This is a genomic window from Allobosea sp. GW821-FHT10B12, from assembly GCF_059415545.1.
This window is the reverse complement of record NZ_JBWKNL010000001.1, coordinates 175,789-190,379: the sequence shown is the minus strand read 5'-3', so window position 1 is coordinate 190,379 and position 14,591 is coordinate 175,789. Positions and strand designations below refer to the sequence as shown.

The 14,591-nt window shown below is 65.7% G+C and carries 14 protein-coding genes; 9 read left to right on the top strand and 5 right to left on the bottom strand.

Annotated features, from left to right (window positions below; all coding sequences use genetic code 11):
• Window positions 1–123 precede the first annotated feature (123 nt).
• Complete coding sequence (locus tag AC07O0_RS00975; RefSeq protein WP_494619291.1) at window positions 124–2,625, bottom strand: methyl-accepting chemotaxis protein; 2,502 nt, start codon at window positions 2,623–2,625, stop codon at window positions 124–126.
• A 135-nt stretch (window positions 2,626–2,760) separates the two neighbouring features.
• Entirely contained in the window at window positions 2,761–3,903 is a 1,143-nt protein-coding gene (locus AC07O0_RS00970) for a dipeptidase (protein ID WP_494619290.1), read from the bottom strand.
• A 398-nt stretch (window positions 3,904–4,301) separates the two neighbouring features.
• Between AC07O0_RS00970 and AC07O0_RS00965 the strand changes: the two genes are divergently transcribed.
• The 7 genes from AC07O0_RS00965 (at window position 4,302) to AC07O0_RS00935 (ending at window position 10,661) form a co-directional block, all read left to right on the top strand.
• Window positions 4,302–5,219, top strand: coding sequence for a branched-chain amino acid ABC transporter permease (locus AC07O0_RS00965; protein WP_494619288.1), 918 nt, complete (start codon window positions 4,302–4,304; stop codon window positions 5,217–5,219).
• 5 nt (window positions 5,220–5,224) lie between these two features.
• Window positions 5,225–6,607: a high-affinity branched-chain amino acid ABC transporter permease LivM gene (livM, locus tag AC07O0_RS00960; RefSeq protein ID WP_494619287.1), complete on the top strand. Its 1,383-nt coding sequence runs from the start codon at window positions 5,225–5,227 to the stop codon at window positions 6,605–6,607.
• Entirely contained in the window at window positions 6,607–7,443 is an 837-nt protein-coding gene (locus tag AC07O0_RS00955) for an ABC transporter ATP-binding protein (protein ID WP_494619285.1), read from the top strand. The genes livM and AC07O0_RS00955 overlap by 1 nt, the downstream gene beginning before the upstream one ends.
• Window positions 7,440–8,171 carry an ABC transporter ATP-binding protein gene (locus tag AC07O0_RS00950; protein ID WP_494619284.1) on the top strand — a complete coding sequence of 244 codons (732 nt, stop codon included), beginning with the start codon at window positions 7,440–7,442 and terminating at the stop codon, window positions 8,169–8,171. The genes AC07O0_RS00955 and AC07O0_RS00950 overlap by 4 nt, the downstream gene beginning before the upstream one ends.
• Before the next feature lie 29 nt (window positions 8,172–8,200).
• Window positions 8,201–8,554 carry a DUF6867 family protein gene (locus AC07O0_RS00945; protein ID WP_494619283.1) on the top strand — a complete coding sequence of 118 codons (354 nt, stop codon included), beginning with the start codon at window positions 8,201–8,203 and terminating at the stop codon, window positions 8,552–8,554.
• A gap of 147 nt (window positions 8,555–8,701) precedes the next feature.
• On the top strand, window positions 8,702–9,817 hold the full coding sequence (locus AC07O0_RS00940) for a branched-chain amino acid ABC transporter substrate-binding protein (RefSeq protein ID WP_494619281.1): 1,116 nt from the start codon (window positions 8,702–8,704) through the stop codon (window positions 9,815–9,817).
• A 193-nt stretch (window positions 9,818–10,010) separates the two neighbouring features.
• On the top strand, window positions 10,011–10,661 hold the full coding sequence (locus tag AC07O0_RS00935) for a glutathione S-transferase family protein (protein ID WP_494619280.1): 651 nt from the start codon (window positions 10,011–10,013) through the stop codon (window positions 10,659–10,661).
• Between the two features lie 57 nt (window positions 10,662–10,718).
• Here the strand turns inward: AC07O0_RS00935 and AC07O0_RS00930 are convergent, their stop codons facing one another.
• On the bottom strand, window positions 10,719–11,357 hold the full coding sequence (locus AC07O0_RS00930; RefSeq protein ID WP_494619278.1) for a LysE family translocator: 639 nt from the start codon (window positions 11,355–11,357) through the stop codon (window positions 10,719–10,721).
• A gap of 137 nt (window positions 11,358–11,494) precedes the next feature.
• Here AC07O0_RS00930 and AC07O0_RS00925 point away from each other — a divergent pair, with 137 nt between their 5' ends.
• Window positions 11,495–11,947 carry an HIT family protein gene (locus AC07O0_RS00925; RefSeq protein WP_494619276.1) on the top strand — a complete coding sequence of 151 codons (453 nt, stop codon included), beginning with the start codon at window positions 11,495–11,497 and terminating at the stop codon, window positions 11,945–11,947.
• A gap of 86 nt (window positions 11,948–12,033) precedes the next feature.
• On the opposite strand, the gene AC07O0_RS00920 is transcribed toward AC07O0_RS00925, so the two are convergent.
• Both AC07O0_RS00920 and purB read right to left on the bottom strand, forming a co-directional pair.
• Window positions 12,034–12,594 (bottom strand): RBBP9/YdeN family alpha/beta hydrolase, encoded by a 561-nt coding sequence (locus AC07O0_RS00920; protein WP_494619274.1) that lies wholly within the window; start codon window positions 12,592–12,594, stop codon window positions 12,034–12,036.
• 43 nt (window positions 12,595–12,637) lie between these two features.
• Window positions 12,638–13,945 (bottom strand): adenylosuccinate lyase, encoded by a 1,308-nt coding sequence (purB, locus tag AC07O0_RS00915; RefSeq protein WP_494619273.1) that lies wholly within the window; start codon window positions 13,943–13,945, stop codon window positions 12,638–12,640.
• Between the two features lie 180 nt (window positions 13,946–14,125).
• Here purB and AC07O0_RS00910 point away from each other — a divergent pair, with 180 nt between their 5' ends.
• The gene (locus tag AC07O0_RS00910; RefSeq protein WP_494619271.1) at window positions 14,126–14,476 is read left to right on the top strand and encodes a DUF1428 domain-containing protein; all 351 of its coding nucleotides are present in this window, start codon (window positions 14,126–14,128) and stop codon (window positions 14,474–14,476) included.
• Window positions 14,477–14,591 lie beyond the last annotated feature (115 nt).

The following is a 14,591-nucleotide window of genomic DNA, read 5'->3' as shown; positions in this document are numbered from 1 at the left end:
GGCCTTCCCGCTTGCCGGAGATCAGGCAAAAGCGTGCCAAACCATGCTTAATGTTCTGCTAAACGCAGAGCGGGCGCAGCCGAAGCCGCGCCCGCTTTTTTATGCCGCGATGCAGGATACGTCCTAGAATTCTTCCCAGCCGGCATCGTCGGCGCGGGTGTTGGCGCGCTTGCGGGCGGGAGCCTGGCGCGGCGCCGTCTTCTTCTGCTCGGCGATTGCCGCAGCGAGCTTGCGCAGGCGTTCCGGTTCCGCACCCTGGCCGCTGGCGATCGCCGCCAGGTCAGAGGTGCGCAGCGGCGGGGGAGCGTATGGCGCGGCAGCGGCCGGCGCCAGCTCGTCGCCGGTCCTGAAGGCCGCAACGAGGGCATTGAGTTCGGCGATCTTGCCGGCGAGCGCATTGGCTGATGCCGCGCTCTGCTCGGCCAGCGCCGCGTTCGCCTGGGTCATCTCGTCCATATGGGCGACGGTCTGGCTCATCTCCTCGATGCCATTGGCCTGCTCGGTCGAGGCCGTCGCGACCTCGGAGATGGTGTTCTGGACACCGCGCGAAGCCTCGACGATGCGGGTCAGGGCATCGCCGGCCTGGCGGACCAGCTTCACGCCGGCCTCGACCTCCGTGTTCGAGGAGGAGATCAGCCCCGAAATATCCTTCGCTGCCTCGCCCGAGCGTTGTGCCAAAGTGCGGACCTCGGAGGCGACGACCGCGAAGCCCTTGCCGGCGTCGCCCGCGCGGGCGGCTTCGACCGCTGCGTTGAGCGCGAGCAGATTGGTCTGGAAGGCGATGCCGTCGATCACCGAGACGATCTCGGAGATCTTCTTCGAGGCCTGCTCGATGCGCGCCATGGCCTGGATCGCCTCGCCGGCGATGGCGCCGCCATCCTGGGCGACCTGCATCGCCTGCCCGGCCTGGCGCACGGCCTGCTGCGCGCCTTGCGCCGAGGCCTTGACCGAGGCTGCGAGCTCTTCGGTGGTCGCGGCGCTCTCCTCCAGCGAGGAAGCCTGCTCCTCGGTGCGCTTGGAGAGGTCGTCGGCGCCCGTCGAAATCTCGCGAGCCGAGAGGCCGACATCGGAGGCATTGGCCTGGATGGTCCGCATCGTCGTCGAGAGTCGCTCGGCGGTCTGGTTGATCGCCTCCTGCAGCGCGGCGAAGCGGCCGCGATAGCCGGTCGTCACGCGATGGGTGAGATCGCCGGCGGCGAGCGATTGCATCGCATCGGCGAACTCGGTGGTCGCGGCATCGACGACGGCGTTGATCTCGTTGACGCCCTCGACCAGCTCGCGCAGCGGGCCGTCGACATCGCCGGCTTCGGCCTGGCCGGAGAAGTCGCCGGCGCGGGCGGCCGCAACGATCCCGGCGACCTCGCCGACGAGGGTGCGGACCTTGGCGGCCTGCTCGGCGTCGGCGAGCATCGCGACCTCGCGGTCGCGCCGGTTGGTTTCGAGCGCGAGCGCGTTCTGGCGGTAGTCCTCGAGTGCTTCGCTCAGCGTGCCGATCTCGTCGGGGCAGGGCGGGGCCGGGATCTTCTGGGCGAAGTCACCGGCCTGCATGCCGGCCAGCGACATCTGCAACTGGACCAGCGGCCGGGCGATGCGGCGCTGCACGCCGCGCCAGCTCACGATGCAGATGGCGAGCAAAGCGAGGAACAGACCGCCGGTGATGGCGAGCCGGGTCCAGGCTCGCGTCAGCGTCGCCTGCGTGACATTCTCCATCTCGTCGAAGGTTTGGCCGACGGCGGCGAGGATGGTGTTGAACGGGCCGTTGCACTGCTTGGTCCATTCCTCGGCGCCGACGACCGGGCTGCTGCCCTGGCCGACGCGGCCGATCTGTTCGTCCATCAGCCGGTTGGCGGCGGTGACCTCGGCGTTCATTGCGCCGACCTTGCGCACCAGCTCCGGGCTGACCCCCGGGCGGGCCGCCAGCTGCGTCAACTGGGCGACGCTGGAGTCGGAGGCGCCGCGCATCTCGCCGAGCCGGCGCAATTGCGTTGCGTCCATCGGCTTGTTGCTGCCGAAGACCGGGCGCAGGATCGAGCATTGCGTGCCGTAGTTCGAGCGCACGCGCCAGCCGGCCGCCTTGAAGTTCTGGAGATCGGCGAGCGCCGGATCGGACAGGCGAACCGCCGTCGACGTCGCGTCGGAGGCCGCGGTCATCGCGGTCTCGATCTCGCCGACGCCATTGTACCAGGGCATGGTCGCAGCGAGGCTGCGCTGCGGCTTCGGTTTGCCCGCTTCGGCATACATCTCCGGCAGCTTGGACGCGGTCGCCTTTTCCTTCTGGTCGATCGCGTCGGCGAGGGCCTTGCGATCGGCGAGGTCCGTGCCTCGCAGGAGGGTCATGGCGCTGGCGAGCGCGTCGCGATTGGCCTGCTCGATCTTCTTCAGCGTCGGCGCCGGATCGTCGGCGACCTGGATCGCGGTCTGAGCCTGGCCGCGATTGGAGCGGATGGTGTTGCCGGCGTTGAGGAGGGCCTCGTCGGCAGCGACGAGGCTGACGAGCCGGTGGCTGGTATAGACGTCCTCCGCGGCCTGTTCGGCGAGGAAGGCGAGCGCGCCGAGGCCCGGCACGCACAGGCACGCCATGGTGGCGACGAGATAGCTTTTGATCGAAGCGGGGAAGAGGTTCACGATTCCTGTCCGGGCTGTTCTGGCGCGGACAGGGGGAAGCTAGCGCTCCGCCCCCGCTCGCAATGTCGGGCCCGGCAGCTTTGGCGTCATACCCTTAAAATTTTGCCTCATTTCTGCCTTGCCGCAGCCGCGCGCTCAGCGCGTGGCAACGCTCGCGGCCGCCCGCATCACCCGCAGCATGTTGCGGCTCGCAAGCTTGGCGAGATTCTCTTCCGACCAGCCGCGGCGGATCAGTTCGGCGATCACGGCCGGGAAGGTCGAGGCGTCCTCGATGCCCTCCGGGGTAGCGCCGCCGAAGAAGTCCGAGCCGATGCCGATATGGTCGTGGCCGATCCGCTTGGCCAGGTATTCGACATGGTCGCAATACTGCGCCAGCGTCGCCTTCGGCCGGGGGCCGGTGGTGCGGACGATCTCGGCCTCGGCCTTCTTGTAGTCGAGCCCTTCCGGCGTCTTGCCGTATTGGTCCTTGGCCGGCCTGTGCCAATCGCGCGAGGCCTGGCTGATGAAGTCGGGCACGAAGGTCGCCATTACCACGCCGTTGTTGCCGGCGACGCGGTCGAGCACGTCGTCGGGGACGTTGCGCGGGTGGTCGCAGAGCGAAAAGGCGTTGGAGTGCGACCAGACCACCGGGGCCGTGCTGATGTCGAGCACATCATGCATCACCTTGGGCGCGACATGGGCGAGGTCGACGATCATGCCGAGCCGGTTCATCCGGCCGATCACCTCTCTGCCGAAGGCGGAAAGCCCGTTGTGGCGCGGCGCATCGGTTGCCGAATCGCACCAGTCATGGGTGTCGTTGTGGCAGAGCGTCATCAGCCGGACGCCGAGATCCCAATAGGCGTCGAGCGCGTCGAGCTCGTTGTCGAGCGCCGAGCCGTTCTCGATCGTCATGAACAGGGCGATCCGCCCTTCCTTCCTGGCGGCTTCGACGTCGTCGGCCGAGAGGCCCGGCCTGAAGACGTCGGCATGGCGCTGCCAGATCCGGCGCATCAGCGCGATCTGGGCCAAGGCGAAGCCGGCCGGCTTGGGATGGTTCGGCGCGACATAGGCGGCGAAGAACTGCGCCGCGAGCTTGCCGGCGCGCATGCGCGGGATGTCGGTGTCGGTCTCGGGATGGACCTTGCCGAGATCGTAGACTGCGAGGTCGCCCTTCGCGGCCCGGTCGAGCCGCACGACATAGGGCAGGTCGTTGTGGCCGTCGATCAGCGGGACGCGATCGAGGAGGGCCAGCGCCTGGTCGTAGGCGGCGTCGGCGAGGGGAGGGGCTGCGATGACCATGGCGCACCTGAAGCAGGGGATTCGCGGAGAGCTGATCGTGGCAGCCGGCGCACCGGTGCGCGAGGCCTAAAGCGCATGCCTCAAGCGCGATCGGAGCCGCCATTCCGGTATCTCGCGCGGAGGTAGTGCGACATTGGCGACAAGCAGCTCCAATGTCGCGGGATCGTGTACTGCATGCCGAGCAATCATCTTGCGCGGAATGCGCGCGGGGCAGCAGCATCGGCTGCCTATTGCATATGCAATGTCGCGCAGATTGCTTTTGACAGAAATGTGGCGCGGGGTGATTGTCGAGCGCGCAGACCGTTGGTAGCTCTGCGCCGACATCGCATCCCGCATGCGTCGGCGTCATGCCGCGCAAAAAGAACGGGCAATTGATTCGAGGGGTTAGGCGTCGTTCAATGGAAGTCTTCGTCCAGCAGCTCATCAATGGGCTGACCCTGGGGTCGATCTACGGCCTCATCGCCATCGGCTATACGATGGTCTTCGGCATCATCGGCATGGTGAATTTCGCCCATGGCGACGTGTTCATGCTGTCGGCCTTCATCGCGCTGATCTTCTTCATGCTGATTTCGGCCTGGCTCGGCGCCGGTCTGATCGTGCTGTCACTGTTCTTCGTCCTGATCCTGGCGATGTTCTTCACTTCGCTCTGGAACTGGACGATCGAGCGGGTGGCCTATCGGCCCTTGCGCGGCTCGTTCCGCCTGGCGCCGCTGATCTCGGCGATCGGCATGTCGATCTTCCTGATGAACTTCGTCCAGGTCGTGCAGGGACCGCGCAACAAGCCGACGCCGCCGATGCTGAACAAATCGGTGCTGCTGATCGACAGCGCAACCTATCCGGTCTCGATCTCCTACAAGCAGATCGTGATCATCGTGACCACGATCGTGCTGCTCGCCGCCTTCTGGTACCTGGTGCAGAAGACGCCGCTCGGCCGGGCCCAGCGCGCCTGCGAGCAGGACCGCAAGATGGCCTCGCTGCTCGGCATCGACGTCGACCGCACGATCTCGATCACCTTCGTGATGGGCGCGGCGCTCGCGGCTGTCGCTGGCGTCATGTACCTCGTGCTCTACGGTGTGGTCTCCTTCCATGACGGCTTCGTGCCGGGCGTGAAGGCCTTTACCGCGGCCGTGCTCGGCGGCATCGGCTCGCTGCCCGGCGCCGTGCTCGGCGGGCTGCTGATCGGCCTGATCGAGGTGATGTGGTCGGCCTATTTCACCATCGACTACAAGGACGTCGCGGCCTTCTGCATCCTCGCGGTCGTCCTCGTGTTCATGCCCTCCGGCATCCTCGGCCGGCCTGAAGTCGAGAAGGTCTAAAGCTCATGGCCATGGACTCATCGACGCCGGCCAAGCGCCAGGCCGACATGACGGCGGCGCTGAAGGAGGCCGCCTTCGCGGCGCTGATCACCTTCGGCCTCTGTATCCCGATCATCGCCTGGGGCACGCGCCAGAACCTCGACAACCAGCTCGTGCTCGATCCGCGCTGGGACTCGGTGGCCTGGGCGGTGGCGATCGTCTTCGTCGGCCGCTTCCTGATGGCGCTGCGCCAGCAGAAGCGCGGCGAGGGCAAGTCGATCGTGCGGCTTTTGCCGCATGGCACGCTCGGCTTCTTCCAGCGTCATTCGAAGCTGTTCTCGCTGTTCGGCCTCGGCTTCCTGCTGACTTTCCCGATCATCGCGATCAACCTCGCCGGCTGGGGCGGGGCGCTGAAATGGATCGACAATTTCGGCGTCCAGATCCTGATCTACGTCATGCTCGGCTGGGGGCTGAACATCGTCGTCGGACTCGCCGGCCTGCTCGATCTCGGCTATGTCGCCTTCTACGCGGTCGGCGCCTATTCCTACGCATTGCTGGCGAAGAATTTCGGCCTGTCGTTCTGGATCCTGCTGCCGATGGCCGGCATCCTCGCCGCCTTCTGGGGCATGATCCTAGGCTTTCCCGTGCTGCGCCTGCGCGGCGACTATCTCGCCATCGTGACGCTGGCCTTCGGTGAGATCATCCGTCTCGTCCTCATCAACTGGACGGACTTCTCGAATGGCTATGCCGGCATCTCCGGCATCCCGCGGCCGACCTTCTTCGGCATTCCGTTCAATGCCAGCGACACCGGCTTCGCGGCGGTGTTCGGGCTGGAGTTCTCGCCGCTCTACCGCACGATCTTCCTCTACTACGTCATCCTGATGCTGGCGCTGCTGACCGCCTATGTCAGCCTGCGCCTGCGGCGTCTGCCGGTCGGACGCGCCTGGGAGGCACTGCGCGAGGACGAGATCGCCTGCCGCTCGCTCGGCATCAACACCACCAACACCAAGCTGACCGCCTTCTCAATCGGGGCGATGTTCGGCGGCTTCGCCGGCTCGTTCTTCGCGGCGCGCCAGGGTTTCATCAGCCCTGAATCCTTCGTCTTCATGGAATCGGCGATCATCCTCGCCATCGTCGTGCTCGGCGGCATGGGCTCGCTCTGGGGCTGCGCCATCGCTGCGATCGCGATGATCGGCGGTACCGAATTGCTGCGCGAGCTCGACTGGCTGAAGCAGATCTTCGGGCCTGATTTCGACCCGACCAAGTACCGCATGCTGATCTTCGGCTTCGCCATGGTGGTGATCATGATCTGGAAGCCGCGCGGGCTGATCTCGACCCGCGAGCCGACCGCCTTCCTCAAGGAGAAGAAGGCGATCTCCGCCGACATGGTCCAGGAAGGGCACGGCTGATGACGACCAAGCCCCTTCTCCAGGTCGAGCATGTCACCATGCGCTTCGGCGGCCTGACCGCCGTCAACGACCTCTCCTTCGAGGCCCGCAAGGGTGACATCACGGCGCTGATCGGTCCGAACGGCGCTGGCAAGACCACCGTGTTCAACTGCATCACCGGCTTCTACAAGCCGACCGAAGGCATGATGACCCTGACGCAGGATAGCGGCGACAGCTACCTGCTCGAGCGGATGCCGGATTTCCGCATCGCCTGGAAGGCCAAGGTCGCCAGGACCTTCCAGAACATCCGCCTGTTCGGCGGCATGACGGTGCTGGAGAACCTGCTGGTCGCGCAGCACAATCCGCTGATGATCGCCTCGGGCTTCACCTTCCTCGGCGTACTCGGCATCGGCGGCTACAAGGCGCGCGAGAAAGAGGCGATCGAGAAGGCCAAGGGCTGGCTCGAGAAGATCAACCTGATCCATCGCGCCGACGACCCCGCTGCCGATCTGCCCTATGGCGACCAGCGCCGCCTCGAGATCGCTCGCGCCATGTGCACCGATCCGGTGCTGCTCTGCCTCGACGAGCCCGCCGCCGGCCTCAATCCACGCGAGAGCCTCGACCTCAACAACCTGCTGCTGTCGATCCGCAAGGACCACGGCACGGCGCTGCTGCTGATCGAACACGACATGTCGGTGGTGATGGAAATCTCGGACCATGTCGTGGTGCTCGACTACGGCACCAAGATCGCGGACGGCACACCGGCCGAAGTGCAGGCCGACCCGAAGGTGATCGCCGCCTATCTCGGCGTCGATGATGAAGAGGTCGAGAAGGTGGAAGCGGAGGTCGGTCTATGAGCGAGGCAGGGGCGCTCCTCTCCGTCCGCGGCGTCAAAACCTATTACGGCAAGATCATCGCACTGAAGGGCGTCGACGTCGATGTCCGGCAGGGCGAGATCGTGACGATGATCGGCGCCAACGGCGCCGGCAAGTCGACGCTGATGATGACGATCTTCGGCAATCCGCAGGCCCGCGAAGGCACGATCACCTATGAGGGGCGCGACATCACGCGGATGCCGAGCCATGAGATCGCGCGCCTCGGCATCGCGCAGTCGCCGGAAGGCCGACGCATCTTCCCGCGCATGACCGTGTTCGAGAACCTGCAGATGGGTGCAGCGGTCGCCGGCATGGAGCATTTCGACGAGGATCTCGAGAAGATCTGCACGTTGTTCCCGCGCGTGAAGGAACGCCTGCAGCAGCGCGGCGGCACGCTTTCGGGCGGCGAGCAGCAGATGGTCGCGATCGCGCGCGCGCTGATGGCGCGGCCGAAGCTGCTGATGCTCGACGAGCCCTCGCTCGGCCTCGCCCCGCTGATCGTCAAGCAGATCTTCGAGGCGATCCGCGAACTCAACCGCAGCCAGGGCCTGACCGTGTTCCTGGTCGAGCAGAACGCCTTCCATGCGCTCAAGCTCGCCCATCGCGGCTATGTCATGGTCAACGGCGTCATCACCATGAGCGGCACGGGCAAGGAGCTGCTCGCCAATCCGCAGGTGCGGGCGGCCTATCTCGAAGGCGGGCGGCATTGAGCGCCGCGGGCTTTTAACGGAGCACGATGATGCAGGGCATTCTCTACGAGGAGCCGACCATCTGGCTCTTTCTGTTCGTCACCGTGGTGATAGGCGGCTGGGCCGCCTGGATGACGGGGCGGGCGGTGGCGATCACCTGGCGGCCGCCCTTCCAGCTTGTCGCCTATACGCTGGTCCTGGGGCTGGTGATCCGCTTCATCCATTTCGCCCTGTTCCAGGCGACGCTGCTGACGCTGCACTTCTACATCGTCGACACGATCGTGCTGCTCGCCTTCGCTTTCGCCGGCTGGCGCTACAACCGGGCGCGCCAGATGACGACCCAGTACCGCTGGCTCTACGAACGTACCGGGCCTTTCAGCTGGAAGGCGCGCGAAAGCGCATAAACGTGCCGAAAACACCACCAAAGTTCACGGGGCTTGCCGCGTGACAGCACCGCGAAAAAGCGCAAGACTGCGTCTCACGGTGGCACCACGCGCCGAGACGGGACGGCCAAACCGGCCCGTAATATACTCACAGGGGAGTCACAACGCATGAAGAAGCTGCTCTTGGGCGGAATTGCCCTTGGCGCGGTCCTCGCCTTTTCGGGCGTAGCGAACGCACAGATCAAGCTCGGCGTCGCCGGCCCGATCACGGGGCCGAACGCGGCGTTCGGCGCGCAGCTGAAGAACGGGGCGGAACAGGCTGCTGAAGACATCAACGCGGCCGGCGGCATCCTCGGCCAGAAGATCCAGGTTCTGGTCGGCGACGACGTCTCCGATCCGAAGCAGGGCGTCTCGGTCGCCAACAAGTTCGTCGGCGACGGCGTCAAGCTGGTACTCGGCCACTTCAACTCCGGCGTCACTATGCCGGCGTCGGAAGTCTATGCCGAGAACGGCATCCTGATGATCACCCCGTCGGCGACCAACCCGAAGATCACCGAGCGTGGCCTCTGGAACGTGTTCCGCACCTGCGGCCGCGACGATCAGCAGGGCGACGTTGCCGCTGCGTACATCGCCAAGAACCTCAAGGACAAGAAGATCGCCGTCGTCCACGACAAGACGACTTATGGCCAGGGCCTCGCCGACGAGACCCGCAAGGGCCTGACCAAGGCGGGCATCAAGGATGTGCTCTATGAAGGTGTCAACGCCGGCGAGAAGGACTTCTCGGCGCTGATCTCGAAGCTGAAGTCGACGGGCGCCGACTACCTCTACTGGGGTGGCCTGCACACCGAAGGCGGCCTGATCGTGCGCCAGATGCGCGACCAGGGCCTGAAGACCGTGCTGATCTCCGGCGACGGCATCACCACCGACGAGTTCGCCACGATCGGCGGCCCCGGCGTCGAAGGCACGCTGATGACCTTCCCGCCGGATCCGCAGAAGCGTCCGGAGGCGGCTGCGGTCCTCAAGAAGTTCGAGGCCCGCAAGTTCAAGCCGGAAGCCTACACCCTCTACAGCTACGCCGCGGTCCAGATCATGGCCGAGGGCGCCAAGCGCGCAAACTCGGTCGATCCGAAGAAGATCGCCGCGGCGCTGCATGGCGGCCAGCCGGTCGACACGGTCATCGGCAAGATCGGCTTCGACAAGAAGGGCGACATTACCCGCCCGGACTACACCGTCTACACCTGGAAGAAGGGTGCCGACGGCAAGATCACCTATGTCGAGAACTGATCGTCGCTGATCGCCTCACGGCGTGAGACATGACCCGCCCCGGAGCGATCCGGGGCGGGTTTTTTTGTTCAGGTTGGCCGACATCGGATCATGAGGCCACGAGGCAGAAAAAGAACGAGTGAATTGTCGGGAGCCGCGATGGCTCTGCGTCCTTTGGGCGTGAAGCCCGTGAAACAGCCCTGGGAGGTTACCGATGACCGCCACCATCACCGCCTTCGAGCGCTCGCCCGACCGCGGCAACGGGTTGGCGCGCGACATGCGCGTGCGTTGGGCACTCGAAGAGGCGGGCCAGCCCTATGCGGTGCGTCTTCTGTCATTCAAGACGATGAAGGAGCCCGCCCATCTCGCAATTCAGCCCTTCGGGCAGATCCCGACCTATGAAGACGGCGATCTTGCCTTGTTCGAGTCGGGGGCGATCGTGCTCCATATCGCCGAGCGCCATAAGGGCCTGCTGCCGGACGAGGCGAATGCCCGGGCACGCGCGATCATGTGGATGTTCGCCGCACTCAACACGCTGGAGCCGCCGATCTTCGACCGCGCTTTGGTTAGGATCCTCGAGCGCGACGAGCCCTGGTACGAGCAGCGCCTCGCCGCCCTCGATGACACCATTCGCAAACGGCTCGAAGGCCTGTCCAGCCACCTTGGCGATGGCGACTGGCTCGACGGCGGGTTCAGCGCCGGCGACCTGCTGATGGTGACGGTGCTGCGCCGGTTGCAGGGGTCGGGCATGTTGGAGGAACGGCCGAACCTCGCCGCCTATGTCGCCCGCGCCGAAACGCGGCCGGCCTATCAGCGCGCGTTCGAAGCTCAGCGGGCCGTCTTCGCCGCTTCATCGACGGGGTGACAAGGGGCAGCTCCGGAGCGCTGGCGGGGAAGCCGGCCCTGTCCCGTGGCCTCAGGATCAAACGGACGAGCGCACGCTGTCCGTCATCAACTTGGCGCCGAGAGCGCCGACCACGGCTCCGGCGGCGCGGTCGATCCAGATTTTCGAGCGCAGATAGGCCGCTTTCGGCGCGCGGGACGAGAAACCGACGGCGACGACCGTGTACCAGGCGAACTCGATCAGGAAGAGCATGGGCGGCAGGGCGAAATACATCCAGGACGGCGTCGGCGACGGCAGCAAAGCGGCGAACATGGAGGCGTAGAAGATCGCCGTCTTCGGATTGGACAGCTGGACGAAGAGCGCCTTCAGCAAGGATTTCCAGAGCGTGTTCGGCCGCTCGTTCGCTGGATCGGCAATTTCCAGCGGTTCGGGCGCGGCACGCCAGATGTTGATGCCGAGCCAGACGAGATAGGCGCCGCCGGCCAGCCTGAGCGCCAGGTTGAGCCATTCGACCTGCAACAGCAGCGCCGTCAGGCCAGCGACGGCGATCGTCGCGAAGATGAAGCCGCCGAGCCCCATGCCGATCGCCGCCATCACGCCATCGGCGCGGGAGCCGGAGATGGCGATGCGCGAGACCACGACGAAGCTCGGGCCGGGACTGATCGCGCCGAGCAGGAAGACGCCGAGGATGGAGACCAGAACAGCAAGCTCATGCATGACGATGTCCCACGCTTTGCCGGTGTGGCCGGCTGACGGAGCAATCTAGCGTTGGTGGCGGCCAAGGCAATTGCCAGAGTCGGCTCTGGGTTGAGTGCGGACGTGCCCGCCGTCACAAATGCTGATATCTGCGCGATATGGGCACGAGCTGTCTAAGCTGCGAAATCGTCTCCGGTAGGCGAGAGGTCACTGGCGGGCCGCTCTATGAAACAGATTGCTTCCATGCCCATCAGGATATTGCTTATCCCGTTCCGGGGCTGGTCATCGTCGCGTCCAAGCGTCATTTCAAGCTTCTCGCCGACATGAATGATCAGGAAACCGAAGAGTTCCTGCCTTTGATCAAGAAGATCAGGCGCGCTCAGAATGCCGTTGGCATAGACTTCGCTTATTATTTCTACAACGAAGATACCAAGCACCATTTCAATTTCTGGATGGTGCCGCGCTATCCGTGGATGGGCCGCTTCGGCAAATCGATCGAAGCCGTGCGTCCGGCGTTGATCCATGCGCGCGACCATATGAACTCGGAGCAGGAGATCTCTTCCGTTGCCCAGACAACCGCAAGGCTGCGGCTGATTTTGAACGGCGGCTAGGGAGCGGCTCCATCACTCCGATCCGGCTTCGGAGCGACGAAGCTCTCCGGGTCTGGTCGCTTGCCGCCGGCGTCAGCCCGTACCGCTCACACCACCGTCAGGCTCTTCATGAAGCCGGCGAAGCGCAGCAGTCCGTCCGGCCAGGGGCCGTGGCCGGATTCGGTGTTGATGTGGCCGCTGTCGCCGGCATCGACGAACTCCGAGCCCCAGGCCTCGGCCAGCGCCTTCGCCTCGTCCGGCGTGCAATAGGGGTCGGTCGCGCTGGCGATCAGCACTGAGCGGAAGGGCAGGGGCTCGCGCGGAATCGAGACGAAGTCGTGCGCCATGCCGGGGATGGCGCGCTTGGCCCGTTCGGAGGCCGGCGCGACCAGGAAGGCGCCGGTGACCTCGCGCGGCTTCAGCTGCTCGGCCGCATGCGCGACCGCGCTGCAGCCGGCCGAATGGGCGACGATCACGACCGGCTTCGTCGCAGCGCGGACGGCAGCGACGATGCGGTTCGCCCAGCCGTCCCGGGTCGGCTTGTACCAGTCCTCCTGCTCGACGCGGCGGGCCGTTGGGAGCTTGGCTTCCCAGCGGCTCTGCCAATGGTCGGGCCCGGAGCCCGACCAGCCGGGGACGATCAGGATATCGGTGTCGGAGGTTTTCATAGCCGCTAGATAGCGTTCAGTTCCGTGAAATCCAGCCGCCGCCTCAAGCCTCCCCGAACACCCGGCGGAAGATCGTGTCGACGTGCTTGAAGTGATAGCCCTCGTCGAACATCGCCTCCAGCTCGGCCACCGAGAGTTTCGCCGTGACGTCCTTGTCGGCCTTGAGATTGGTGAGGAAGTCCTCGCCATGCTCCCAGGTGCGCATCGCGTTGCGCTGGACCATCGAGTAGCTGTCCTCGCGGCTGGCGCCGGCCTGGGTGAGGGCGAGCAGGACGCGCTGCGAATTGTGCAGGCCGCCGAGCTTATCGAGGTTCTTGCGCATGTTCTGCGGGTAGATCAGCAGCTTGTCGACGACGCCGGTGAGGCGGGCCAAGGCGAAATCGAGCGTCACCGTGGCGTCGGGGCCGATCATGCGCTCGACGCTAGAATGCGAGATGTCGCGCTCGTGCCAGAGCGCGACGTTCTCCAGCGCCGGGGTGACCATGCCGCGCACCAGCCGGGCGAGGCCGGTCAGGTTCTCGGTCAGGACGGGATTGCGCTTGTGCGGCATCGCCGAGGAACCCTTTTGGCCCGGCGAGAAATACTCCTCGGCTTCGTAGACCTCGGTGCGCTGGAGATGGCGGATCTCGGTCGCCAGGCGCTCGACCGACGAGGCGACGACGCCGAGCGTAGCGAAGAACATGGCGTGGCGATCGCGCGGGATGACCTGGGTCGAGACCGGCTCGGGCGTCAGGCCCATCTTCTCCGCGACGTATTCCTCCACCTGCGGATCGATATTGGCGAAGGTGCCGACGGCGCCTGAAATCGCGCAGGTCGCGATCTCGGCGCGCGCCGCGACGAGCCGGGCGCGGCAGCGGTCGAACTCGGCATAGGCCTGGGCGAGCTTGAGGCCGAAGGTCACCGGCTCGGCATGGATGCCGTGCGAGCGGCCGATGGTCGGGGTCAGCTTGTGCTCGAAGGCGCGGCGCCTCAGAGCGGCGAGCAGCGCGTCGACATCGGCGATCAGGATGTCGGCGGCGCGGGCGAGCTGCACGGCGAGCGTCGTGTCGAGCACGTCCGAGGAGGTCATGCCCTGGTGGACGAAACGAGCCTCGGGGCCGACGATCTCGGCGAGATGGGTCAGGAAGGCGATGACGTCGTGCTTGGTGACGCGCTCGATCTCGTCGATGCGGGCGACGTCGAAGGTGGCGTCCTTGGCCTTGGCCCAGATCGTCGCGGCCGCCTCCTTCGGCACGACGCCGAGCTCGGCGAGCTTGTCGGTGGCGTGCGCCTCGATCTCGAACCAGATGCGGAAGCGCGTCTGCGGCTCCCAGATCGCGACCATCTCGGGGCGGGAATAACGAGGGATCATAGCGGGCTCGCGGCGTGACGATGAAAGGCTCGCCGGCTCGCTAGCACGGACGGACCGCTGACGGAATGCCGGAGGCCATCTGCTGACAGCTTCGGACAGCCGTCTTGCCTAGCTTCCCGCCGGCTGGGCGGGATGCTCTTCGCTTCTGGAGCGCCGACAGACCCAAGGAGGAAAAGACCAATGTCCTATGTCGATGGTTTCGTTGCGGCCGTGCCTGCTGCCAACCGCGAGGCTTATACCGAGCACGCCCGCAAGGCGGCGCCGCTATTCAAGGAGTACGGCGCGACGCGCGTCTTCGAATCCTGGGGCGACGACGTTCCGCGCGGCAAGCAGACCGATTTCTACCGCGCCGTCGCGGCCAAGGATGACGAGGTCGTCGTCTTCTCCTGGGTCGAATGGCCGAGCAAGGACGCGCGCGATGCGGGCTGGCAGAAGATCATGGCCGATCCGCGCATGCAGCCCGAGGCCAATCCGATGCCCTTTGACGGGACGCGGCTGATCTATGGCGGCTTTGCCGCGATCGATTTGTAAGGCTAAACCGTCATTCTCGGGCGGAGCGAAGCGCAGACCCGAGAATCTCCGGATTAGAGAGCGCTTTTCGGAGCCTCTTCCGGCCTGAGATGCTCGGGTCAAGCCCGAGCATGAC

Bases quoted from the DNA above. Each gene is read 5' to 3' on its own strand.
- AC07O0_RS00970 (WP_494619290.1), bottom strand. From the start codon at position 3,903: ATGGTCATCGCAGCCCCTCCCCTCGCCGACGCCGCCTACGACCAGGCG.
- AC07O0_RS00965 (WP_494619288.1), top strand. From the start codon at position 4,302: ATGGAAGTCTTCGTCCAGCAGCTCATCAATGGGCTGACCCTGGGGTCG.
- livM (WP_494619287.1), top strand. From the start codon at position 5,225: ATGGCCATGGACTCATCGACGCCGGCCAAGCGCCAGGCCGACATGACG.
- AC07O0_RS00955 (WP_494619285.1), top strand. From the start codon at position 6,607: ATGACGACCAAGCCCCTTCTCCAGGTCGAGCATGTCACCATGCGCTTC.
- AC07O0_RS00950 (WP_494619284.1), top strand. From the start codon at position 7,440: ATGAGCGAGGCAGGGGCGCTCCTCTCCGTCCGCGGCGTCAAAACCTAT.
- AC07O0_RS00945 (WP_494619283.1), top strand. From the start codon at position 8,201: ATGCAGGGCATTCTCTACGAGGAGCCGACCATCTGGCTCTTTCTGTTC.
- AC07O0_RS00940 (WP_494619281.1), top strand. From the start codon at position 8,702: ATGAAGAAGCTGCTCTTGGGCGGAATTGCCCTTGGCGCGGTCCTCGCC.
- AC07O0_RS00935 (WP_494619280.1), top strand. From the start codon at position 10,011: ATGACCGCCACCATCACCGCCTTCGAGCGCTCGCCCGACCGCGGCAAC.
- AC07O0_RS00930 (WP_494619278.1), bottom strand. From the start codon at position 11,357: ATGCATGAGCTTGCTGTTCTGGTCTCCATCCTCGGCGTCTTCCTGCTC.
- AC07O0_RS00925 (WP_494619276.1), top strand. From the start codon at position 11,495: ATGGGCACGAGCTGTCTAAGCTGCGAAATCGTCTCCGGTAGGCGAGAG.
- AC07O0_RS00920 (WP_494619274.1), bottom strand. From the start codon at position 12,594: ATGAAAACCTCCGACACCGATATCCTGATCGTCCCCGGCTGGTCGGGC.
- purB (WP_494619273.1), bottom strand. From the start codon at position 13,945: ATGATCCCTCGTTATTCCCGCCCCGAGATGGTCGCGATCTGGGAGCCG.
- AC07O0_RS00910 (WP_494619271.1), top strand. From the start codon at position 14,126: ATGTCCTATGTCGATGGTTTCGTTGCGGCCGTGCCTGCTGCCAACCGC.